Here is a 22,595-nt window from a genome sequence, read left to right as displayed (position 1 = left end):
CATGGGGCTGTCATGAGCTCGTCCGACGCGCACGTTGTGATCATCGGGGCGGGGCACGCCGGCGGAAGCGCCGCGGCCCTGCTGCGGCAGTATGGCTTCACCGGGCCCATCGATCTGGTGGGCGAGGAGCCGATTCCGCCCTATCAGCGCCCGCCGCTCTCCAAGGCCTGGCTGAAGGGCGAGGCCGACGCCGACTCGCTCGCGCTCAAGCCGCTCGAGTTCTACGCCGAGAACAACATCGCCTTCCGCCCGAACCTGACGGCCGTGAAGCTGACCCGCGGCGACAAGACCGTCACCCTGTCGGACGGCTCGACGCTCACCTACGACATCCTGATCCTCGCCACCGGCGCCCGGGCCATCAAGCTGCCGGTGCCCGGCGCGGACCTGAAGGGTCTGCTGGAGCTGCGCACGGCGGCCGACGCCGAGGCGCTCAAGGCTACGCTGGGGCCGGGCAAGCGCCTGGCCATCGTCGGCGGCGGCTATATCGGCCTGGAGGCGGCGGCCTCGGCCCGCGCCCTGGGCGCCGAGGCCGTGGTGCTGGAGCGCGAGCCGCGCCTGCTGGCCCGGGTGGCCTGCGAGACCCTGTCGACCTTCTTCCAGAGCCGCCACGAGGCCCATGGGGTCAAGTTCGAGCTGGGCGCCTCGGTCGTCGGCTTCGAGGGCCAGGACGGCCATGTGACCGGGGTGAAGCTGGCCGACGGCCGGGTCATCGCCTGCGACGCCGCCCTGATCGGCGTCGGCGCCGCGCCCAATGACGAGATCGCCAAGGACGCGGGCCTCGACTGCGCCCGCGGCATCGTCGTCGACCTGGAGGCCCGCACCTCCGATCCCGCGATCTTCGCGATCGGCGACGTTGCCCACCGGCCGATGCCGATCTATGATCGCATGTTCCGCATGGAGAGCGTGCCCAACGCCCTGGAACAGGCCAAGCAGGCCGCCAGCGCCATCACCGGCCGGCCGGCGCCCGCCGGCGAGGTGCCGTGGCAATGGTCCGACCAATATGACCTCAAGCTGCAGATCGCCGGCTACGCCTTCGACGTGGACGAGATCCTGCTGCGCGGGGATCCCGCGACCGGCAAGTTCGCCATCTTCCATTTGAAGGGCGATCTGGTTCAATCGGTGGAGGCGATCAATTCGCCGCCGGAATTCATGATGGGCCGCCAGCTCATCGGGGCCCGCAGGCCCGTCAACAAGGCGAAGCTTGCGGATACGTCAGTTTCTATGAAAGAGGTCGCCGCGTAAAAGCTGGCGGGAAGGGGAGACATGGCCAAGATCACCTATATTGAGCATGACGGCACCGAGCACGTTCTCGACGTGAAGGCGGGCCTGTCGGTCATGGAAGGGGCGGTGAAGAACAACGTCCCCGGCATCGACGCCGACTGCGGCGGGGCCTGCGCCTGCGCCACCTGCCACGTCTATGTGGACGAAGCCTGGCAGGCCAAGACCGGCGAGAAGTCGGCCATGGAGGAGTCCATGCTGGACTTCGCCGAGAACGTCGAGCCGAACAGCCGGCTGTCGTGCCAGATCAAGGTCTCCGACGCCCTGGACGGCCTGGTCGTCCGCCTGCCGGAAAGCCAGCACTAAGACAAAGCGCCCACCCTCCCCTTCATGGGGAGGGTGGATCGCGCGTCAGCGCGAGACGGGTGGGGAATGCGAGTTCCTCGCGCCCCACCCTGGCCGCTTCGCGGCCTGTCCCTCCCCATGAAGGTGAGGGAGATGTTTCAGAACCCCAACTCGGGATGACCCGCCGCGCCCTGCGCCGCTTCCGGCAGGTGGCAGGTGAAGGTCGCGCCTGCGCCGGGTTCGCTCTCCAGCGCCACCCAGCCCCCGTGCAGCTCGACCAGGGCCTTGACCAGGGCGAGGCCCAGGCCGGGGCCGCCGCGCTCGCGGCCGATGAACCGGTCGAAGATATGGGCCTGGACGTGGAAGGGGATGCCGCGGCCGGTGTCGGACACCTGCAGCTGGATTTCGCCGAGCGCGCGACGGGCCGACAGGGTGACCACGCCCTCGGGCGGGGTCTGGCGGATGGCGTTCTCGGTCAGGTGGTCGAGGGTCTGGGCCAGGCGCTTCAGGTCGCCGCGGATCAGGCCGACATCGTCGCCATGCTCGATCTTCAGCGTCACCTTGGCCTGCTCGGCCTCGCGCGCCCAACGCTCCGCCGCCTCGGTCAGCAGGGCGGCGACATGAACGTCCTCAAGGTCCAGCGCCATCTCGTCGGCGTCGATCTGGGCCATGTCGAGGACGTCGTCGATCGAGCGCGCCAGCTGGGTCGCGGCGGTCCGCACCGCCGCCGCGTGGCCGCGGCCGCGCTCCGACAGGCCCTCGCCGGAGCGTTCCAAGAGTTCCGAATAGCCGATGATGGTGGTGAGCGGGGTGCGCAGCTCGTAGGAGACATTGCCCACGAAGTCGCGCTTCAGCCGCTCGGCGTCGGCGAGCGCCGCGGAACGGTCGGCGAGCGCGCTCTCCAGCTTGCGGGCGTCGGTGACGTCGGCGAAGGCGATCAGGGTCGCGCCGTCCGGCAGCGGGCGTGACTGATAGACGATGATCCGGCTGTCAGAGGTCTTCACCTCGCCCTGCATCGGCGCGCGCGCCTGGGGATCGGTGTCGGCCACCCGGCCCTTGAGCTCGCGCCAGAAGCCCATGTCGTGCAGGCGCGGGATGCAGAGCTCGACCACGCCCTCGAAGTCGTGGGCGACCTCGATCTGCTGGGGGGAGATGTTCCAGAACCGCTCGAAGGCCTCGTTGTGCAGGCGCAGGCGGCCGTCGGAGCCGAACACGGCGACGGCGTCATTGAGCTTGTCCAGCGTCGCCTGCTGCACCTGGATCAGAGCGTTGTACTGGGCCTTGAGCTTTAGCTCGCCGGTGATGTCCGAGAACAGCAGCACGACCCCGCCCAGAGGGTGGGGCTGGCGGACAACCCGCAGGGTGCGGCCGTCGGGAATGGACCACAGGTCGTCGGGGGTGGATTCCAGGGTCTCGTAGCGCTCGAGCTCGCTCGCCTTCCACTTGCCGTAATCGGCGGTCTCCGGCAGGCGGCGACGCTGGCGCAGGCGATCGAGCACCTCGCCATGGGTCGGCCGCTCGGCCAGCCAGGCGGGCTCCAGGCCCCACAGCTCCGCGAAGGCGGTGTTGTGGAAGATCATCCGCTTGGTCTGGGAGAAGATCGCCACGGCGTCGGCGATGTGGTTCAGGGTCTCGTCGTGGGCCTCGATATTGCGCTTGAGCGCCTCGCGCAGCTCCTCGGCCTCGGTGACGTCCTCGGTCCAGACGCCGACCCCGCCGCCGTCCAGAGGCTGGGCGGTGATCTGCAGGGAGCGGCGGCGGCCCTCGAAGGTGGTCCAGCGCTTGGTCTCGCGCTTCTGGCCCAGATTGGCGGCCTCGCTGGCCAGCGCATCGGCGGCCTTGTCGAAGCTGGCGCCGCGGCTGGCGGCCTCGTCCAGGCTGGCGGCGCCCACGGCCGAGAGCCAGGCGGCGTTGACCCACACCGGGCTGCCGTCGGCGGCGGCGATCCAGGCGGGATAGGCGCGCGCGTCCAGGAAGGCGGCGAAGCGCGGGGCGGTGGGCAGGCCGGCGTCTTCGCCGACCACGGAGGACAGGCGCAGCCAGGCCAGAGCGCCGGCGGCCCGGCCCTCGACCGCGACCACGCCGGCGGGCCGCGGACCTCGAAGGCGCAGGCCTCGCCGCGTTCGAACAGGGCGCGCAGCCGTCGCGCATGATCGGGGTCGGCCCGCATCAGGGCGGCGACCACGGCCTGGGGCTCGGATTCCGGCAGGCCCAGCACCGAGGCGCAGATGGTCAGGCTCTCCTCGCCGGACGCCACCAGGGCGTGACCGTCCTCGACGGCCAGGAGGGCGGAATCGAAGGCCTCGGCCGAGGCCTGGGCGGTTTCGGCGCCGGCCTTGAGGGCGTTGATCTGGCGGCGCAGGAGCGCCATGCGCGCCTCGGCCTGGCGGCGTTGGGCGAGCGCCCACAGCACGGCGCAGATGGCCAGCAGCACCGCGCCCGCGGCGGCCGCCAGAATGAGCTGCATCTCGCTCATCGCGCCATCCTCGACGCCCGTCCCCGTCGACAGCGAATCATCTTTTGGAACATAGGCCGCTTGAACGAATTCGGCGATGATCGGCGCATGACCGCGATCCTCTATCCTCTGGCGACGACGCCTGATGAAGCGCTGGCCGCGCCTCTGGGCCGCGCGGCGCGCGAACGCGAGGCGCAAGCCCTGGCCGGCGAGCCGGTGCAGTTCGTCAGCGGCCTGGCGGGCCCGGCCTATGCCAGCCGCGAGGCGGCGCTCGACGCCCTGGCCGGCAGGGTCGAGGACGACCGTCCCGGCCGGGCGGTTCAGGTGGCGATCGAGGACCGCTTCTGCCGCCTGACCGAGGTGACCACGGCCCGCCGTGCGCCCGCCCCGGTGGCCACGGTCAATCGCGACGGCCGCCGCTGGCCGACCCCGCCGGTCGCCCCGCCCACAGTCTGGCGGCTGTCAGTCTCCTATTGGCGGCCGGTCTCGGCGGCGCCTGCGACCGACGCGCCCGACATCGAGCATCCCCAGGCCCGCCGCGCCCGGCGCCTCAAGACCACCGAAGCGGAGCCCGAGACCCTGAAGGCCTTGAGCCGCCAGCCCTTGCGGGCCTTCAAGCCGCAGCAGCCCCTGGACATCGGCCTGTTCGAATATCGCCTGCCCGAGAACCCCAACATCGTGATGCCCGATGAATGAGCCCGGCCGCGGCCACATCCATGTCCATGCGCACCGCCCGGCGCCCTCGCTGGACGATTTCGCGGCCCTGGCCGAGGCGGCCTTCGAGGCCCTGCCCGACGACTTCCGCGCCATGACCGGGGCGGTGATCTTCCGGGTCGACGACTTCCCGCCCCAGGAGGTGCTGGACGAAATGGGGATCGAGGACCCCTTTGAGCTGACCGGCCTCTATCACGGCGTCGACCTGGCCCACCGCTCGGTCCTCGATCCCAATCCCGAGCCCTCGATGGTGTTCCTCTATCGCCGCCCCATTCTCGACGAGTGGGCCGAGCGCGGCGATGTGACGCTGAGCGAACTGATCACCCACGTCCTGGTCCACGAGATCGGCCACCATTTCGGCCTGTCCGACGACGACATCGACGCGATCGAGGGCGAGTAGGGGCTTGGCCCACGACTGGAAGATTCCCGATCGAGAATATGCCCGGCAATTGACCCGGCGCGGGCGACTCCACGCCTTTGAGCGCCTCGCCGCGCCCCGCACGGCCCTTGTGGTCGTGGATATGGTCCCCTTCTTCGCCGACGAGAATCCCCACTGCCGGGACGCCATAGGGCCGATCAACGCCCTCGCCGACGCCCTGCGCCCGGCTGGCGGCGTCGTGGCCTGGGTCCTGCCGTCGCGGCTCGACCCGTATCCGGAGCTTTCCGCCGAATTCTACGGCCCGCAGGTCGCCGAGACTTTCCGCCTGTCCGGCGGCGAGGGGCCTCTGCCCGACCGGTTATGCCAAGGCCTGCGGCGGCAGGCCGACGACATTTTCGTGGAGAAGACGGCGAGCAGCGCCTTCTTCCCCGGTCGGTGCGAACTCCCCCAGCTGCTGGAGGCGCGGGGCGTCGACACCGTCATCGTTGTGGGCACGGTGACGAACGTCTGCTGCGAAGCCACGGCGCGTGACGCGCGCACCCTCGGATATCGGGTGATCATGGCCGCCGACGCGAACGCGGCCCCCACCGACGACATGCACAACGCAACCCTGCGCACGGTCTATCGGTCGTTCGGCGACGTTCGCCCCACGGCGGAAATTCTTCAGCTCATCGCACAGGGGGCTCCGCCCCCGGACTAGGCGGCGCCTGGAAAGGTGACGCACCCGTCACCTTTCTTGACTTATCGCCGGTCATATGGATTTTTGATCCAGGTCAAAAACCGGCGCCGCTGATGAGCGCCGATGTCTGGCTTCAGGAGGACGACCGATGGCCGCCGACGGCAATATCACCAAGGACATCATCTACGACGCCGTCGCGCCCGACGACTTCGAGTCAATGCTGGAGCTCGACCGCTACAACGCGCGCTCGACCGCCTTCGACAAGATCATCTCGGCCACCCACGACCACTTCTGGGATCCGCTCGACAAGAAGTACATCGACTTCGACGAGCCCTTCGACATGGAAAACGAGATGCTCCTGCCCGAGAGCATGATCATCTCGCTCGGCACCGACTATGTGTCGAACCACCTGACCGATCCCAAGACCCGCATCCGGTTCGCCAACCAGCAGGCCCTGCGCTCCTTCTCCTCGATCCTGCACGGCGAGCAGGGCGCGCTGAACCTGTCGGCCAGCCTCTGCCACGTGCTGAAGGACCAGGGCGCCCAGGAATACGCGGCCAACCAGACCCGCGAGGAAGCCCGCCACGTCACGGCCTTCGCCAAGTACATCAAGGCCCGCTGGGGCCGCCCGGTGGAAGCCGGCCCGACGCTCAAGGCCCTGCTGATCGACATCATCGGCTCACCCGAAGTCTACAAGAAGATCATCGGCATGCAGATGCTGGTGGAAGGCCTGGCCATGGGCGCCTTCGCCACCTTCTTCAACAATATCAATGATCCGCTCGGCAAGAAGCTGATGCAGCTGGTCATGACCGACGAGGCCTTCCACCACAAGTTCGGGAAGATCTGGGCCGACCGGACCATCCCCAAGCTGACTCCGGAAGAGCATGCGATCATCGAGGACTGGGCGGCCCACTGCTTCCAGACCCTGCTGTTCAACCTGGTCTCCCCCTCCCAGCAGCGCGACCTCTATGAGGAGTTCGGCCTGGATCCGGACAAGGTGATCGCCGAGATGGCCGCCATGGTCACCGACGAGAGCCGCCGGGAGAACATGAAGGAGCAGACCAACATCTTCCGCGTGCTGGTGAAGACCCTGCTCAACGCCGGCATCATCACCGACCGCACCCGCGGCTTCTATGCGATCTATGTCGACATGGAGGAGCTGAAGGGCGAGGGCGACCGCATGGTCGGCGACGACATCGCCGAAGAGGGGATCAAGTATCTCCAGGAGATCAACTTCAAGGACCGGGTCGTCGGCGCCGTGAAGATCGCCGCCGAATAGGCCCGCGACATCAGGATCGGGAGACGCCCGCCGGCGACCTGTCGGCGGGCGTTTTCGTGTCCGCGCCCCGGAAGGGGGCGGAGCGGCCTTGACCATTGGTCTTCGCCTCGCCTCAATCCTCGGCTTTGAAGGTCCCTCGGGCTCGCCCTGGGGGCGTTTCCGGTGTCATAGAGTTCCGTCAGCTTTTAGCGATGTCGTCCATGCGTATCCTGCCGCTCGCGATCGCCGCCGCCCTCACCCTTCCGGTCCTGACCGGCGGGGCGAACGCCGCCGCGCCGGTCGCGCCGCCGCCGGCCCCGACCGACCGCATCGAGCTGACCAAGATGACCGGTCGCTGGTACGAGGTCGCCCGCCTGCCCAACAAGACCCAGAAGGACTGCCAAGCCGGCATCTCCGAGTGGGCCAAGGACGCCGACGGCTATGACGTGCTGCAGGTCTGCCACCGGGGCTCGGTGACCGCGCCGCCGACCGAATGGAAGGCCAAGGCCAAGGTCCTCGACCCCAAGACCAACGCCAAGTTCAAGATGAGCTTCTTCGGCGGCCTGATCAGCCAGGAATACTGGGTGCTGGACCACAAGTCCGACCAGGGCTGGCTGATCCTGGGCACCCCCAACGGCAAGTACCTGTGGCTGATGTCCCAGCACCCGCTGCTGGCCGCCGGCGCCAAGGCCCAGGCCGTGGCCCGCATCAAGCAGCTGGGCTACGACGTCGGCGCCCTGGAATTCCCGCAGCCGGCCCGCAACTGATTTCGCCTCTTGCGTCCGGAACGAAGCCGGAACAAGATTTCGGCATGGGATCGCCCCAGACCGCCCGCCGTCCGGACATCACCGCCGCCGTCACCCGCGGGGCCGCGCGGCTGCTTGTCGATCTGGGCTATACCCCGCTCACCGAGGTCACCTTGCCCAACGGCCGGCGCGCCGACCTGATGGCTCTGTCGGCCCGCGGCGAGTTCATCATCATCGAGGTGAAGTCGGGGATCGAGGACTTCCGGGTCGATCGCAAGTGGCATGAATACGCCCCCTATTGCGACCGCTTCGCCTTCGCCGTGGCGCCGGAATTCCCCCAGCACGTCCTGCCGGAAGATCCGGGCCTGATCGTCGCCGACGGGTTCGGCGGCGCGGTGCTGCGAGAGCCGCCGGCCGCGACCCTGGCCGGGGCCCGGCGCAAGGCGCTGACCATCGCCTTCGGTCGCATGGCGGCGATGCGGGCGGCGGGCTTCGCGGTGATGACGCTGGAGGTCTAGGCGGGTCTAGCGCGGGGCGCGCTTGGCCAGGATCCGCTGCAGGGTCCGGCGGTGCATGTTCAGACGGCGCGCCGTTTCCGAGACATTGTGGCCGCAGAGCTCATAGACCCGCTGGATATGCTCCCACCGCACCCGGTCGGCGCTCATGGGGTTTTCCGGCGGCGGCGGGCTCTCGTCGCCCACGGCCAGCAGGGCGCGGGCCACGTCGTCGGCGTCGGCGGGCTTGGAGAGATAGTCGATGGCCCCGGACTTCACCGCCGCGACGGCGGTGGCGATGTTGCCGTAGCCGGTCAGCATGATCACCCGGGCCTCGGGGCGGGCGTCGCGGACCGCCTCCACCACCTTGAGCCCGGTCCCATCCTCGAGCCGCATGTCGAGCACGGCGTAGGCGGGCGGGGCGGCGCGGACGGCGGCGAGCGCCTCGCTGACGCTGCCGACCAGTGTGGTTCGAAACCGCGCTGTTCCAGCGCCCGGCCAAGCCGCGTGCGCAGCGGCGCGTCGTCGTCCAGCACCAGCAGACTCTTGTCCGGCAGGGCGGCGATTTCGGCGGAGAGATCGGCCATAATCAACTCCTGATGGCGGCGCTCGCGTCGTGCGCTCTTGACGGCATCATGTCGCCTGTTCGGACTGCTTCGCAAGTGGTTGTTCAGTCTCCCACCCGCCGCCGCCTACCTCAATCTGGCTGCGGGCCCACCGCGCGGACACCACGGCGCCCCGCGGACGGCCATTCTGGAAGGCCACCTTGGCGCCGGTGCGCTCCAGCAAGGTCTTGGCGATGAAAAAGCCCAGGCCCATGCCGACATGGCCGGTGCGCGAGCCCTCGGCCCCCGGACGGGTGGTCACATAGGGCTCGCCCAGCTTGGCCAGCACCTCGGGCGAGAAGCCCGGGCCGTCGTCGCGGACCTCCATGGAGATCGAGGCGGCGTCGAAGCGGGCGCTGACCAGGACCTCCGAGGCGGCGAAATCGACGGCGTTCTCGACGAAGGAGGTCAGGGCGTGCAGCACCTCCGGCATGCGCCAGATGTCCGGGGCGGCGACGCCCGGGGCGCCGGAGACGATGGCCTCGACCCGGACCCCTTTCACCCCGGCGTGCGGCTCGATCACCTCATGGACCAGCTGCAGGAGGCTCATGCGCTCGTGCACCTCGTCGGTGGCGTCCGGCGTCTCGGTCAGGCGGCGCAGGATCTCGCGGCAGCGCAGGGCCTGGGCCATCAGGAGGTCGGCGTCCTCCTTGACCGCGGCGGTCGGCGCCTCGCGCGACATTTCCTTGGCGACGATGGAGATGGTGGCGAGCGGCGTGCCCAGTTCGTGCGCCGCCGCGGCGGCCAGCGCCCCCAGGGCCGAGAGCCGCTGTTCGCGCGACAGCACCGCCTGGGTGACGTCGAGCGCGAGCGCCATCCGCGCCGATTCCTCGGCCGACTGGCGCACATAGCCGGCGATCAGCACGATGCCCGCCACATTGGCGGCCGCGGCGCCGATCAGATAGCTGGAGGGCAGGACCACCTCCATGCCCGGCATGGCGGGCAGGGGCATGTGCAGGAAGGCCAGGCCCACCGAGGCCAGGACGCCCAGCACGCCCAGGATCGCCACGGGGGCGAGGGGCAGGGTGGCGGCGGCCAGCGTCACCGGGGCGATCAGCATCAGCGAGAACGGATTGGAGGTGCCGCCGGTCAGATAGAGCAGGCCGGTGGTCTGGGCGATGTCGAAGGCCAGCTGGGCGGCGGCCTCCCATTCCCCGGTCAGCCTCTGGCCCGGGGAGGCGACGGCGGTGAGCAGGTTGATCCAGGCCGAGGCGCCGATCAGGCTGAAGCACCAAGCGTAGGGCGCCTTGAAGCCCAGGAACACGCCCATGACCGCCAGGATCGCCACCTCGCCGGCCAGCACCATCCAGCGCAGGGTGATGAGGTTGCGCATCCGCAACCGCCCGCGCGACGGTCCGCTCTGCGCCCAGGCGAGTTCGCCTTGCGCCGTGGCGGGGCTTTGCCTATCGAGACCGGGCGAGGCCTTGGATCTCGACGGCGCCGTCTGAGTTTCGGACGCCATCAGGCCCGGAGCATCGCCGAGATCGTGACGCCTGACGAGGCCCATCTGCATGTTCCGCCGAAAACTGCCCCTGATCGCCGCCTGCCTCGCGGGCCTGGCCCTGCTGGCGGCCTGCGCGCCCCAGCCCAAGAGCCTGGTGGGCGGGCCGTTCCAGCTGGTCGACCAGACGGGCAAGCCGGTCACCGAGAAGATGCTGAAGGGCAAGTGGACCGCCGTCTTCTTCGGCTTCACCTATTGCCCGGACGTCTGCCCCACGACCCTGCAGGTGCTGGCCCAGGCCCAGGACCAGCTGGGGCCCAAGGCCAAGGACTTCCAGGTGGTCTTCATCTCGGTGGACCCCGAGCGTGACACCCCCGCCCAGCTCGCCAACTATCTGTCGGGCAGCGCTTTTCCGAAGGGGACCATCGGCCTGACGGGGACCCCGGCCCAGGTGGCGGTCGCCGCCAAGGCCTATCGGGTGTTCTATGAGAAGAGCGGGACCGGGTCGGACTATCTGATCAACCACTCGACCCCCACCTATCTCATGGACCCCAAGGGCCGGTTCAACCGGGTCCTGCCCTTCGGCATCGGGCCCGAGGAGGTCGCGCGCCAGATCTCCGACGCCATGCGGGGCTGATCCCCGCGCGTACGGGCCCCCGCGACAACTTGCGGCGGAAGGGACTGGACTCTCTTAACGGTCAGGGTGTTATGCTGCGGCGCACAATAGGACCGTACTCGGATGCTCTACTCCCTTTATGAGGCCGGCTACTACGGCTCGACGCCGCTGCGGATGCTGGCGCGCGTGACCCGCGAGTTCTGGAGCTCGGACATCAATCCGGCCAAGGACACCGACCTGGGGCGGCGGATTTTCGCCAATGCCGACCTGTTCGCCAACCTGACCCGCCGCTACGGGCGGCCCGCCTGGAACATCGACACGGTGGACATCGACGGCTTCCCCGTCCGGGTCCGCGCCACCGAGGTCTGGTCCAGCCCCTGGGTCAAGCTCACCCATTTCACCCGCGACGTCGCCGACATGCGCCGGGCCGGCCGGCGCGAGCTGGAGCCGCCGGTGCTGATCGTGGCGCCCCTGTCGGGCCACTACGCCACCCTGCTGCGCGGCACGGTCGAGGGCTTCCTGCAGGACCACGAGGTGTTCATCACCGAATGGACCAACGCCCGCGAAGTGCCCCTGCTCGAGGGCAAGTTCGACTTCCACGACTATGTCGACCACATCCGCGAGATGCTGCGCCTCCTGGGCCCGCGCCCGCACGTGGTCGCCGTCTGCCAGCCCGGCCCCGCCGTCCTGGCCGCCGCGGCCCTGATGGCCGAGGACAATGAGGAATGCCGCCCCGGCACCATGACCTTCATGGGCTCGCCGATCGACGCGCGCCTGTCGCCGACCGTGACCAATAAGCTGGCCGAGGAACGGCCTTTCGCCTGGTTCAAGTCGAACATGATCTTCAACGTGCCCGCGCCCTATCCGGGCATGGGCCGGCGCGTCTATCCGGGCTTCGTGCAGCTCTACAGCTTCATGTCGATGAACATCGAGCGCCACAAGGACGCCCACCTGAAGTACCTTCAGGACCTGATGAACGGCGACGGCGACTCCGCCGAGAAGCATCTGGAATTCTATGACGAGTACTTGTCGGTGCTCGACCTGACCGAGGAGTTCTATCTCCAGACGGTCGACTATGTGTTCCAGCAGTACCTGCTGCCCAAGGGCGAGCTGTGGCACCGCGGCCGCCATGTGGATCCCGGCAAGATCACCGACATCGGCCTGCTGACGGTCGAGGGCGAGAACGACGACATCTCCGGCATCGGCCAGACCCAGGCGGCGCACACCCTGTGCTCGTCCCTGCCGGCGGTGCTCAAGGAGGACTATGTGCAGCCGCATGTGGGCCACTACGGCGTGTTCAACGGCCGCCGGTTCCGCGAGGAAATCTATCCGCGCGTGCGGGCGTTCATCCGCCGCGTGGAAGCGGGTGTCGAAAAGGCCGCCAACGCAGCCTAGATTGGGACCATGTCCCTGTTCGGAAGACCCCTGGCGGATGGCGACCGGCTCGAAGTGGCCGGGGCGACCGTCCGCCTGAAAGTGCACAGCCGCGCGCGGCGCGTTTCGCTCCGGCTGGATCGGACCCGGCGCGAGGTGGTGGCCACCGCGCCCTCGCCCCGCCGCCTGGCCGAGGCCGTGGCCTTCGCCCGGGACCGGGCCGAGTGGATCGCCCAGCGCCTGGCCGAGCTGCCCCAGAGCCAGGAGATCGCGCCGGGCGTCACCATTCAGCTGTTCGGCCGGCCCTGCCGGCTGGAGCGCGCCAGCCATCCCGCCCGGTTCATCGCCGCCGAGGGCGACCAGTCGGCGCGCATCGCCGCCCGCGGCGAAGGCGAGGTCTTCGCCCGCGCGGTGATCCGCACCATCCGCCGCCAGGCCCTGGAGATCTTCGCCGAGCGCACGGCCTTCCACTGCGCGCGCCTGGGGGCGCGCCTGCCCAGCGTGACGATCATGGACGCCAAGGGGCGCTGGGGCTCCTGCCGGCCGCCGCTGCCCGGCAAACCCGCCGCCATCCGCTACAGCTGGCGGCTGGCGCTCGCCCCCTTCGAGGTGGCCGACTATGTGGTCGCCCACGAATGCGCCCACCTGCTGGAGCTCAATCACGGCCCGAAGTTCTGGGCCCATGTGAAGGCCCTGGTGGGCGACGAGCGCCCGCACCGCGCCTGGCTCAGGGCCGAAGGCGCGCGGCTGCACGCCTTCGGGGGCTGATCAGTACGGAATGTCTTCGGTCTTGGGCTTCTCGGCCGGCGCCTCGGCCGGGGCCGCGGGATTGCCGGACAGGAGGTCGCCGATCGGATCGGCGGGCGCGGCGACCGGCGGGGGCTCCATCGTGCCGCCTGGGATCGCCTGGGTCCGAAGACGGGGCAGGGCGGCGGTCATGAAGTCGTGCCAGATGCCGGCCGGGGCGCCGCCGCCGGTGACCTTCTTCATTGGGGTGTTATCGTCGCGCCCGACCCAGACCGCGGTCACGAAGCCGCCGGTGTAGCCGACGAACCAGGCGTCGCGGTAATCGCTGGTGGTGCCGGTCTTGCCGGCGATGTCGAAGCCCGGAACCTTGGCGCGGCCGCCCGTGCCGGACACGATCACCTGGCGCATCATCTGGTTCATGTACTGCAGGGCGGGCGAGCCGATCACCGCATTGCGGTTGGCCTTCTCCACCCCGTGGTCATAGAGCACCTTGCCGCTGGCGGTGCGGATCCGCTCGATGCCGTAGCCGTGAGCGGAGAAGCCGCCGTTCGAGAAGGGCGCATAGGCCTGGGCCATCTCCAGCGGCGAGACCTCGACGGCGCCGAGCGCCATGGAGGGGTCGAGCTGGATGTGGCTGGTGATCCCCAGCCGGCGGGCGGTGGCGGCGACATTTCCGGTGCCCACCTCGTTGGCGAGCCGTGCGGCCACCGTGTTGATGGACTCCGCCAGGGCCTTCTGCAGGGTGATGGGCCCCAGATACTTGTTGGTGTAATTCTTCGGCTCCCAGGTGCCGATCTTCAGAGGCTCGTCGACCACGGGCGTGTTGGGCGTGCGGCCCTGCTCCATGGCGGTGAGATAGACGAAGGGCTTGAAGGACGAGCCGGCCTGGCGCTGGGCCATGGTGGCGCGGTCGAACTGGCTGTCGGCATAGCGGGCGCCGCCCACATAGGCGCGGATGCGGCCCTCGCCGTCGATGGCGACCAGGGCGCCCTGCTGAACCCCCTGGGACTTGGCGGCCTCGACCCCGCGGGCCAGGGACTGTTCGGCCGCGGCCTGGATCGGCAGATCGAGGGTGGTCTCGACCACCAGGTCCTCGGTGGGTTCGCCGACCAGGGTGCGGACCTGATCATCGACCCAGTCGGTGAAATACTGGGCCCGCTGGTTGGCGAGCACCGGATTGACCCGAACCGGGGTGCGGAAGGCCTCGGCCCGCTGTTCGGCGGTGATGGCGTGGGTGCGGACCATCTCGTCCAGCACCACGGTGGCGCGCCGCGCCGCCCGGTCGGTGGAAGACACCGGCGAATAGCGCGAGGGACCCTTCATCATGCCGGCGAGCAGGGCGCTCTCGCCGATGGTCAGCTGGCTGGCCGGCTTGCCGAAATAGCGCTGGGCGGCGGCCTCGATGCCATAGGCGCCGGCCCCGAAATAGACCCGGTTCAGATAGAGGGCCAAGATCTCCTTCTTAGTGAACTTGGCCTCCAGCCACACGGCCAGGATCAGCTCCTGGGCCTTGCGGCGATAGTTCTGGTTGGGGGTCAGGAAGAGGTTTCGCGCCAGCTGCTGGGTGATGGTCGAGCCGCCGCGCAGGGGTCCGCCATGGTGGGTGACGTTATAGATCGTGCTGCGCAGCATGCCCCAGGGGTTGAAGCCCAGGTGCCAGTAGAACCAGCGGTCCTCGATCGCCACGAAGGCCGCCGGCACATAGGGCGGCAGCTTGTCGAGGTCGACGGGCGGGGCGTACTGGCTGCCGCGCACCGCCACCAGGGCGCCGGACCGGTCCAGATAGTTGATCGAGGGCTGGCGCTTGACGTCGTAGAGCTTGGAGGTGTCGGGCAGGTCGACCGCGAACACCGCGAAGAAGGCGACCAGGAAGATCAGACCCCAGACCCCGACCACGGCGCTCCAATAGAGCGCGGCCTGGGCCGGCGTGCGGCTGCGCTTGCCGCCCCGGCCGCCACCTTGGGGGCCCGACCCGCCGGACTGCGGGCCGCGGGGACCCTGAGCATTGGCCATGCGACCTGCAACCTTGTCTTGGTGAACGCCTTAGGCGCGCAGAAATAGCTGAGCGAGAAGGAACACGCGACAAGATTGACGGGGGATGAATGGGGCGCCGGTGAGGCGGGAACGCGGGTCCCTGGCGGGCGTTGGTTTCGAACACACGCCAGGAGCAAGCTCATGGGCAAAGGCCTCATTCTCTGGATGGTCGGCGTTCCGATCCCGATCATCATCCTGCTGTTCGTCTTCCACGTGATCCACTGAACCGGCGCTGACCCCCGCGATTCCCGGTTCCCCGGTCTCCGCGCCTGGGCCAACATGCGTCCATGGGGCGGTGGGCGATCATTCTGGCGGCGGGGCTGAGCCTCTGGGCGGGCGCGACCTGGGCCCAGCCCGTCGCGCGTGCGCCCCTGAACCCCGCCACCGCCCCCTTCGCCGACCTCGCCCGCCATCGCGACGATCCGGCCTGGGCGCGGCTGTCGGTCGCCACCCTGAGGTTCGCCGACGGGGATTATCGCTGGACCCTGATCGTGATCAGCGACCCGACCCGACCGGCGGGGCCGTTCTGGTTCGTGCCCCATGACGATGAGAACGCCGCCTTCGACGCCGGCCTCCATGCCCTGTCGACCTATGGCGGCCGGCTGGTGGCCGTGGCCAATGGCGGCCGTCGCGACCTGGCGGCGGGCGGACGAGGCATGGCGGGCTGTGCGCATCCCTGCGACCCGAACCGGGATTTCGGCCCCCAGGGGCCGCTCTATGACGCCACCGTCCTTGGCCTGATGGATCCCGGACAGCCGGTGGTGGGCCTGCACACCAACGCCCCAGGCGGGTCTGGCCACGGCGGACGCGGATCGGTCTTCGTCGATCCGGCCGATTCCGACCGGGTCTTCGCCAGCCCCACGGCCTCCGGCGTCTTCGCCAACGGCGACACCGTGGCGATCGTCGCCGGCCGCGCGCCCAAGGCGCAGGCGCGGCCCCCCTGCGTCGAGACGCTCAACGCCGGCGGCGTGCATGTGGCCTATGAGCAGGTGTCGGGTCCGCCCGGCGGCGCCGGCGACGGCTCGCTGTCCAACCGCCTGGCCCTGGAGGCCCGCGATCCGCCGCGGGTCTATGTCGGGCTGGAGGCGCGCCACGGGGACGCCGCCAGCGAGATCGCCATGATCGATGTGCTGATGACCTGCCCGGCTTTCGTCGCGCCCTAGGTTCGACCCGGCGGCCCGCCCGCCGCGCCGCGCCTGAGGGGCATGAATTCCCGGGCTGAACCGGGTTTCGGGGCAGGTCTGCAATTCCGCATAACAAGGTTGCGAAAAAAGCAGTTGCTCGTTCGATCTTAACACCGTTATCTTAGCGTTGCTTAGTTCTCGTCGCGTCACAGGTGGGGATACCTGTGTCGGCTCCACGTCGAGGACCGGGCCGGGCCCTTCCGGGTTCGTTTCCTCCCCAACCCGTGGAAGACCCAAGATGAAGCTTCAAACTCTCGCGGCCGCCTGCGCCGCCGTGGCCGCCCTGTCGGCCGCCGGTTCCGCCTTCGCCAACGACGCCATCGTGGCCAAGCTCTCGGCCCCCATCACCGGCAACGCCAAGTTCATCGCCGGCGGCGCCATCTTCATCTGCACCGGCGACACCTGCGTCGCCGCCGCCCCGACCTCGCAGACCTATGCGGTCTCCGCCTGCAAGGTCGTGAAGAAGAACGCCGGCCCGGTCGCCTCCTATTCCCTGGCGTCCAAGTCCCTCGAAGCCGAGAAGCTCGCCGCCTGCAACGCGAGCTGATCGGTCGAACCCTCTCTCCGCAGGACACTGAGCGCTAGGGCGCGCGCCTCCCAGCCACTCCTTAGTCGAGCCTGCCACTTCGGGCGTCGCGGTCAGCCGCGGCGCCCTTTTTCTTGGCCGATCCCGCAATCGCTTCTAAGAGGCCCGCGTCATGTCGGATGCTTCCCCCTCCCCAACGCCGCTCGTCGAGACCGTGACGGTCCCCGCGGGCCCGGCCGCCGCGGCGGTGCTCCTCCAGCCCCTGCTCGCCCGGGCGGCGGGCGCGGACGCCGAGACCGTCTCCCTGAACCTCGATTACGGCCCCGCCCTGGTGGCCGGTGCGACCGTGCGGGCGGAGGCCTGGATCGAGCGCGCGACCCGCACCATTGTCTTCGCTCAGGGGCGGATCGTGGCGGCGGACGGGGCGCTGGCGGTTCAGGCTGCGGCGGTATTCCGTAGGGGCGCCCCGCCGAACCCTGCTACAGAGGACAGGACTTGAGGCCCTGAAAGGGCGCCGGCTTGGTTGCGGCGCCGAAAATCGCGTGCTAACAGGCGCGCGGCTTTGGGCCGGGGGGCCTCCCAGGTCTCAAACGCCAGTGTTCTTTTCCGAGCGCTTTCAAGCCTTTAGGTCGCGGTGAAGACTTCTTCTCCGGGGCCGTACATTCGCACCGGGCGGACAATATAAGTGGCGGACGATTCCAGGACTTCCAATGTGGGCGGCAGATACGCCCAGGCCCTCTTCGATCTGGCGACCGATGAGAAGATCGTCGCCGTCGTGGAGGCCGACCTCCAGGCGCTGAAGCGCATGAGCGCCGAGTCCAAGGACTTCCGGACCCTGCTCGCGTCCCCGGCCTTCAACGCCGAGGACAAGGCCAAGGCCCTGAAGGCGCTCGCCGCCAAGGCCAAGCTGCACGCGACGACCCAGAAGTTCCTGGGCCTGCTGGCTCAGAACGGCCGGGTCTCGGCCCTGATGTCGGTCGTCGCCGGCTATGAGGAACTGGCCGCCAAGGCCCGCGGCGCCGTCGCCGCCCAGGTGGTCACCGCCATTCCGCTGAGCGCGGCCCAGAGCAAGGGCGTCGCCCAGGCCCTGCGCACCGCGCTGGGCGCCGATCCCGAAATTACGACCCGCGTCGATCCGTCCATCCTGGGCGGCATCAAGGTGCAGGTCGGTTCCCGCCTATTCGATGCTTCGCTTCGTTCGAAGCTCGATTCCCTCAAGTTCGCCCTGAAGAGAGCGTAAGCCATGGATATCCGCGCCGCCGAGATTTCGGCCATCCTGAAATCCCAGATCGCCAACTTCGGCCAGGAAGCTGACGTCTCCGACGTCGGCCAGGTGCTGTCGGTCGGTGACGGTATCGCCCGCGTGTTCGGCCTCGACAATGTCCAGGCCGGCGAAATGGTCGAGTTCCCCAAGGCCGGCGTGAAGGGCATGGCCCTGAACCTGGAACGCGACAACGTCGGCGTCGTGATCTTCGGCGAAGACCGCGCCATCTCGGAAGGCGACGAAGTCCGCCGCCTGTCGGAAATCGTGGACGTGCCGGTCGGCAAGGGTCTGCTGGGCCGGGTCGTGAACCCGCTCGGCGAACCGATCGACGGCAAGGGCCCGATCCAGAACGTGGCCGAGCGCCGCCGCGTGGACGTGAAGGCCCCGGGCATCATCCCGCGGAAGTCGGTGCACGAGCCCGTGCAGACCGGCCTGAAGGCCATCGACACCCTGATCCCCGTCGGCCGCGGCCAGCGCGAGCTGATCATCGGCGACCGCCAGACCGGCAAGACCGCCGTGGCGATCGACACCATCCTGAACCAGAAGTCGGTCAACGCCGGCGACGACGAGAGCGCCAAGCTCTACTGCATCTACGTCGCCATCGGCCAAAAGCGCTCCACCGTCGCCCAGATCGTGAAGACGCTCGAGGAACGCGGCGCGCTGGAATACACCATCATCGTCTCGGCGACCGCCTCCGAGCCGGCCCCGCTGCAGTTCCTGGCCCCGTTCGCGGGTTGCGCCATGGGCGAGTGGTTCCGCGACAACGGCATGCACGCCGTCATCATCTATGACGACCTTTCCAAGCAGGCCGTCGCCTATCGCCAGATGTCCCTGCTGCTGCGCCGTCCGCCGGGCCGCGAAGCCTATCCGGGCGACGTCTTCTATCTGCATAGCCGCCTGCTGGAACGCGCCGCCAAGCTGAACGAAGACAACGGCTCCGGCTCGCTGACCGCTCTGCCGGTCATCGAAACCCAGGCCAACGACGTGTCGGCCTACATCCCGACCAACGTGATCTCGATCACCGACGGCCAGATCTTCCTGGAAACCGACCTGTTCTTCCAGGGCATCCGCCCGGCCGTGAACGTCGGCATCTCGGTGTCGCGCGTGGGCTCCTCGGCCCAGATCAAGGCCATGAAGACCGCCGCCGGTCCGATCAAGGGCGAGCTCGCCCAGTATCGCGAAATGGCCGCCTTCGCGAAGTTCGGCTCCGACCTCGACGTGACCACCCAGCGCCAGCTGGCCCGCGGCGAGCGCCTGACCGAGCTCCTGAAGCAGCCGCAATACGCGCCGCTGACCGTCGAAGAGCAGGTCGCCGTCGTCTATGCCGGCACCCGCGGCTATCTGGACGGCATCGCCACCAACCAGGTCGGCCGCTACGAGGCCGAGCTGCTGGCTCACCTGCACGCCAAGCATCAGGCGCTGCTGGACACCATCCGCACCACCAAGGATCTGAAGGGTGATGTGGAAGTCCAGCTGAAGGCCGCGCTGGAAGCTTTCACCAAGACCTTCGCTTAAGCGACGGTTGGAGAGCTAGGGTATGGCCAGCCTCAAGGAGATGCGCAATCGGATCGGAAGCGTGAAATCCACGCAGAAGATCACGAAGGCGCTGCAGATGGTCGCGGCGGCGAAACTCCGCCGTTCGACCGAAGCGGCTCAGAACGCCCGGCCCTATGCGGAACGCATGGCCGCGGTGATCGCCAATCTGGCGGCGGGCGTGTCCGGTGACGGCGCGCCGAAGCTGCTGGTCGGCACCGGCAAGGACACCAAGCAGCTGGTGGTCGTCGCGACCTCCGACCGCGGCCTGGCCGGCGGCTTCAACACCTCGATCGTGCGCCTGGCGCGCGAGCGGATTTCGAAGCTGATCGCCGAAGGCAAGGACGTCCGCATCATCACGCTGGGCCGCAAGGCCCGCGACCAGCTGAAGCGCGCCTATGGCGACCGCTTCGTGGCCAGCTACGAGGTGGGCGGCAATCCGGGCTTGGCCGTGGCTCAGGACGTCTCGGCCAAGATCGCCGAACTGTTCGAGGCCGGTGAGGCCGACGTGGTCACGCTCGCCTTCTCGCGCTTCAAGTCCGTCGTCCAGCAGACCCCCACCCTGGCCCAGCTGATCCCGGCCCAGGTGACGGGCGCCAAGTCCATCGACCTGAAGGGCGCGGCCTATGAGTACGAGCCGGACGGCGAGACCATTCTCGAGACCCTGCTGCCGCGCAACCTGACGGTCCAGGTGCTGTCGGCGATGCTGGAGAACCAGGCCGGGTTCTTCGCCGCCCAGATGACGGCGATGGACAACGCGACCCGCAACGCTGGCGACATGATCGCCGCCCTCACCCTGACATATAACCGTTCACGCCAGGCGCAGATCACCAAGGAGCTGATCGAGATCATCTCCGGCGCCGAAGCGATCTAACCGAAAGAGTCCGAACCCATGGCTACGACCCCGAAGGCTCCCGCCAAGAAGGCCGCCGCTCCGAAGGCCGCCGCGCCGGCCAAGGCCGCGGCTCCGAAGACCGCCGCCAAGGCGACCGCTGCTGCGGCGCCCGCCGCCGCCAAGAAGGCCCCGGCCGCCAAGGCCGCGACCCCGGCGCTCACGCCCAAGTCGGTGGTCGCCACCGGCAAGATCGTCCAGGTCATCGGCGCCGTCGTCGACGTCGAGTTCGAAGGCCACCTGCCGGCCATCATGAACGCCCTGGAAACGACCAACATCGACCAGCGGACCGGCCAGCCCTTCCGCCTGGTTCTGGAAGTCGCCCAGCACCTGGGTGAAAACACCGTCCGCACCATCGCCATGGACACCACCGAGGGTCTGACCCGCGGCCAGGCCGTGAGCGACAGCGGCGCCGGCATCACCGTTCCGGTCGGCCCGGCGACGCTTGGCCGCATCATGAACGTCATCGGCGACCCGATCGACGAAGCCGGCCCGATCGCCACGACCTTCACCGCCCCCATCCACCGCGAGGCCCCGTCCTTCGCCGACCAGTCGACCTCCGCCGAAGTGCTCGTCACCGGCATCAAGGTCATCGACCTGCTCTGCCCCTACACCAAGGGCGGCAAGACCGGCCTGTTCGGCGGCGCGGGCGTCGGCAAGACCGTGACCATGCAGGAGCTGATCAACAACATCGCCAAGGCCTATGGCGGTTACTCCGTGCTGGCCGGCGTGGGTGAGCGCACCCGCGAAGGCAACGACCTGTACCACGAGATGATCGAGTCCAAGGTCAACATGCCGGGCGGCGGCGAAGGCTCCAAGTGCACGCTCGTCTATGGCCAGATGAACGAACCCCCGGGCGCCCGCGCCCGCGTGGCCCTGACCGGCCTGGCGCAAGCCGAGTACTTCCGCGACCAGGAAGGCAAGGACGTGCTGCTGTTCGTGGACAACATCTTCCGCTTCACCCAGGCCGGCGCCGAAGTGTCCGCGCTTCTGGGCCGGATCCCGTCGGCCGTGGGCTATCAGCCGACGCTGGCCACCGAGATGGGCAACCTGCAGGAGCGCATCACCTCGACCAACAAGGGGTCCATCACCTCGGTCCAGGCCATCTACGTTCCCGCCGACGACCTCACCGACCCGGCGCCCGCCGCCTCCTTCGCCCACTTGGACGCGACCACCGTGCTCTCGCGCGACATCGCCGCCCAGGCCATCTTCCCGGCCGTTGACCCGCTGGACTCCACCAGCCGGATCATGGACCCGCTGGTGATCGGCGAAGAACACTACAACGTCGCCCGTCGCGTCCAGGAAACCCTGCAGGCCTACAAGGCCCTGAAGGACATCATCGCCATCCTGGGCATGGACGAGCTGTCGGAAGAGGACAAGGTCACCGTGGCCCGCGCCCGGAAGATCCAGAAGTTCCTGTCCCAGCCCTTCCACGTCGCCGAGCAGTTCACCAACATGCCCGGCATCTTCGTCAGCCTCGAAGACACCATCCGCTCCTTCAAGGCGCTGGTGGACGGCGAGTATGACCACCTGCCGGAGGCCGCCTTCTACAACGTCGGCGCCATCGAGGACGCGGTCGCCAAGGCCGAAAAACTGGCCGCGGAAGCCTAAGCCCCATGGCCGGCAAGATTCACTTCTCCCTCGTCTCCCCGGAACGCGAGCTGTTCTCGGGCGAGGTCGATCAGGTTGACGCGCCGGGGTCCGAAGGGGACTTCGGCGTGCTCGCCAACCACGCGCCGTTCATGACGGCGCTGAAGGAAGGTCGCGTGCGGGTCTATGCCGGCGGCAAGGTCACCGAGTTCGACGTCAAGGGCGGCTTCGCCGACGTGACGCCGGAAGGGCTCACGATTTTGGCTGAGCACGCACAGGCGGTCGCCAGCTAGGCGATCTGCCTCGCCTTGGCCCCAAAGTCCGGCTAGGGGACTTGCGAGGGACGGCGACTTTCTGTGTGATAACCGCCTAGTCAGGGGAACTCCTATGCGTATCGCCTTCGCCAGCCTGCTCGCTCTCGCGGGCGTCGCCACCACCGCCGTCGCCCAGACGCCGCCCACGGACACCACGGCGGCGCCCGCCGCCGCCCCGGCTCCGGCC

The 22,595-nt window shown here is 68.8% G+C and carries 21 protein-coding genes and 2 pseudogenes; 19 read left to right on the top strand and 4 right to left on the bottom strand.

The window, feature by feature from the left end; genetic code table 11:
* Nucleotides 1–12 precede the first annotated feature (12 nt).
* Nucleotides 13–1,242: an NAD(P)/FAD-dependent oxidoreductase gene (locus tag MQH10_RS09230; protein ID WP_242563769.1), complete on the top strand. Its 1,230-nt coding sequence runs from the start codon at nt 13–15 to the stop codon at nt 1,240–1,242.
* 21 nt (nt 1,243–1,263) lie between these two features.
* The gene (locus MQH10_RS09225; RefSeq protein WP_242563768.1) at nt 1,264–1,584 is read left to right on the top strand and encodes a 2Fe-2S iron-sulfur cluster-binding protein; all 321 of its coding nucleotides are present in this window, start codon (nt 1,264–1,266) and stop codon (nt 1,582–1,584) included.
* A gap of 137 nt (nt 1,585–1,721) precedes the next feature.
* On the opposite strand, the pseudogene divL reads toward MQH10_RS09225, so the two are convergent.
* A pseudogene (divL, locus tag MQH10_RS26360) lies at nt 1,722–4,039 on the bottom strand (cell cycle protein kinase DivL).
* A gap of 87 nt (nt 4,040–4,126) precedes the next feature.
* On the opposite strand from divL, the gene MQH10_RS27050 reads away from it, so the two are divergent.
* The 6 genes from MQH10_RS27050 (at nt 4,127) to mmcB (ending at nt 8,312) form a co-directional block, all read left to right on the top strand.
* Nucleotides 4,127–4,714 (top strand): hypothetical protein, encoded by a 588-nt coding sequence (locus MQH10_RS27050; protein WP_242563767.1) that lies wholly within the window; start codon nt 4,127–4,129, stop codon nt 4,712–4,714.
* The gene (locus MQH10_RS09210) at nt 4,707–5,132 is read left to right on the top strand and encodes a metallopeptidase family protein (RefSeq protein WP_242563766.1); all 426 of its coding nucleotides are present in this window, start codon (nt 4,707–4,709) and stop codon (nt 5,130–5,132) included. Before MQH10_RS27050 ends, MQH10_RS09210 begins: the two co-directional genes overlap by 8 nt.
* A gap of 4 nt (nt 5,133–5,136) precedes the next feature.
* Complete coding sequence (locus MQH10_RS09205; RefSeq protein ID WP_242563765.1) at nt 5,137–5,811, top strand: cysteine hydrolase family protein; 675 nt, start codon at nt 5,137–5,139, stop codon at nt 5,809–5,811.
* A 127-nt stretch (nt 5,812–5,938) separates the two neighbouring features.
* Entirely contained in the window at nt 5,939–7,069 is a 1,131-nt protein-coding gene (locus MQH10_RS09200; protein WP_242563764.1) for a ferritin-like domain-containing protein, read from the top strand.
* A 200-nt stretch (nt 7,070–7,269) separates the two neighbouring features.
* Complete coding sequence (locus MQH10_RS09195) at nt 7,270–7,815, top strand: lipocalin family protein (RefSeq protein WP_242563763.1); 546 nt, start codon at nt 7,270–7,272, stop codon at nt 7,813–7,815.
* Nucleotides 7,816–7,859: 44 nt separating this feature from the next.
* A complete protein-coding gene (gene mmcB / locus MQH10_RS09190; RefSeq protein ID WP_242563762.1) occupies nt 7,860–8,312 on the top strand; it encodes a DNA repair putative endonuclease MmcB in 453 nt (150 codons plus the stop codon).
* 6 nt (nt 8,313–8,318) lie between these two features.
* Here the strand turns inward: mmcB and MQH10_RS09185 are convergent.
* Both MQH10_RS09185 and MQH10_RS09180 read right to left on the bottom strand, forming a co-directional pair.
* A pseudogene (locus MQH10_RS09185) lies at nt 8,319–8,875 on the bottom strand (ActR/PrrA/RegA family redox response regulator transcription factor).
* Between the two features lie 46 nt (nt 8,876–8,921).
* Entirely contained in the window at nt 8,922–10,355 is a 1,434-nt protein-coding gene (locus MQH10_RS09180) for an ActS/PrrB/RegB family redox-sensitive histidine kinase (RefSeq protein WP_272886824.1), read from the bottom strand.
* Between the two features lie 49 nt (nt 10,356–10,404).
* Between MQH10_RS09180 and MQH10_RS09175 the strand changes: the two genes are divergently transcribed.
* The 3 genes from MQH10_RS09175 (at nt 10,405) to MQH10_RS09165 (ending at nt 13,092) form a co-directional block, all read left to right on the top strand.
* On the top strand, nt 10,405–10,971 hold the full coding sequence (locus MQH10_RS09175; protein WP_242563760.1) for an SCO family protein: 567 nt from the start codon (nt 10,405–10,407) through the stop codon (nt 10,969–10,971).
* Nucleotides 10,972–11,073: 102 nt separating this feature from the next.
* Nucleotides 11,074–12,345: a polyhydroxyalkanoate depolymerase gene (locus MQH10_RS09170; RefSeq protein WP_242563759.1), complete on the top strand. Its 1,272-nt coding sequence runs from the start codon at nt 11,074–11,076 to the stop codon at nt 12,343–12,345.
* 9 nt (nt 12,346–12,354) lie between these two features.
* Nucleotides 12,355–13,092 (top strand): M48 family metallopeptidase, encoded by a 738-nt coding sequence (locus tag MQH10_RS09165; RefSeq protein WP_242563758.1) that lies wholly within the window; start codon nt 12,355–12,357, stop codon nt 13,090–13,092.
* Here MQH10_RS09165 and MQH10_RS09160 read toward each other — a convergent pair whose 3' ends face one another.
* Nucleotides 13,093–15,084, bottom strand: a complete 1,992-nt coding sequence (locus tag MQH10_RS09160; RefSeq protein WP_242563757.1) for a transglycosylase domain-containing protein — start codon at nt 15,082–15,084, stop codon at nt 13,093–13,095.
* A gap of 308 nt (nt 15,085–15,392) precedes the next feature.
* Between MQH10_RS09160 and MQH10_RS09155 the strand changes: the two genes are divergently transcribed.
* The 8 genes from MQH10_RS09155 to MQH10_RS09120 all read left to right on the top strand — a co-directional run bounded on the left by MQH10_RS09155 (nt 15,393) and on the right by MQH10_RS09120 (nt 22,387).
* Nucleotides 15,393–16,268, top strand: coding sequence for a hypothetical protein (locus MQH10_RS09155; RefSeq protein WP_242563756.1), 876 nt, complete (start codon nt 15,393–15,395; stop codon nt 16,266–16,268).
* A gap of 259 nt (nt 16,269–16,527) precedes the next feature.
* Entirely contained in the window at nt 16,528–16,836 is a 309-nt protein-coding gene (locus MQH10_RS09150; RefSeq protein ID WP_242563755.1) for a DUF8200 family protein, read from the top strand.
* 151 nt (nt 16,837–16,987) lie between these two features.
* Nucleotides 16,988–17,314 carry a PaaI family thioesterase gene (locus tag MQH10_RS09145; protein WP_242563754.1) on the top strand — a complete coding sequence of 109 codons (327 nt, stop codon included), beginning with the start codon at nt 16,988–16,990 and terminating at the stop codon, nt 17,312–17,314.
* Nucleotides 17,315–17,500: 186 nt separating this feature from the next.
* Nucleotides 17,501–18,055 (top strand): F0F1 ATP synthase subunit delta, encoded by a 555-nt coding sequence (locus MQH10_RS09140; protein ID WP_242563753.1) that lies wholly within the window; start codon nt 17,501–17,503, stop codon nt 18,053–18,055.
* A 3-nt stretch (nt 18,056–18,058) separates the two neighbouring features.
* Nucleotides 18,059–19,594 (top strand): F0F1 ATP synthase subunit alpha, encoded by a 1,536-nt coding sequence (atpA, locus tag MQH10_RS09135; RefSeq protein WP_242563752.1) that lies wholly within the window; start codon nt 18,059–18,061, stop codon nt 19,592–19,594.
* A gap of 22 nt (nt 19,595–19,616) precedes the next feature.
* On the top strand, nt 19,617–20,486 hold the full coding sequence (locus MQH10_RS09130) for a F0F1 ATP synthase subunit gamma (RefSeq protein ID WP_242563751.1): 870 nt from the start codon (nt 19,617–19,619) through the stop codon (nt 20,484–20,486).
* A gap of 18 nt (nt 20,487–20,504) precedes the next feature.
* Nucleotides 20,505–22,115 carry a F0F1 ATP synthase subunit beta gene (gene atpD, locus MQH10_RS09125; protein ID WP_242563750.1) on the top strand — a complete coding sequence of 537 codons (1,611 nt, stop codon included), beginning with the start codon at nt 20,505–20,507 and terminating at the stop codon, nt 22,113–22,115.
* Between the two features lie 5 nt (nt 22,116–22,120).
* Nucleotides 22,121–22,387, top strand: coding sequence for an ATP synthase F1 subunit epsilon (locus MQH10_RS09120; protein WP_242563749.1), 267 nt, complete (start codon nt 22,121–22,123; stop codon nt 22,385–22,387).
* Nucleotides 22,388–22,595 lie beyond the last annotated feature (208 nt).

The sequence above is a fragment of the Phenylobacterium aquaticum genome (genome assembly GCF_022695515.1).
Classification (GTDB): domain Bacteria; phylum Pseudomonadota; class Alphaproteobacteria; order Caulobacterales; family Caulobacteraceae; genus Phenylobacterium; species Phenylobacterium aquaticum.
This window is presented reverse-complemented; position numbering and strand designations above follow the sequence as displayed.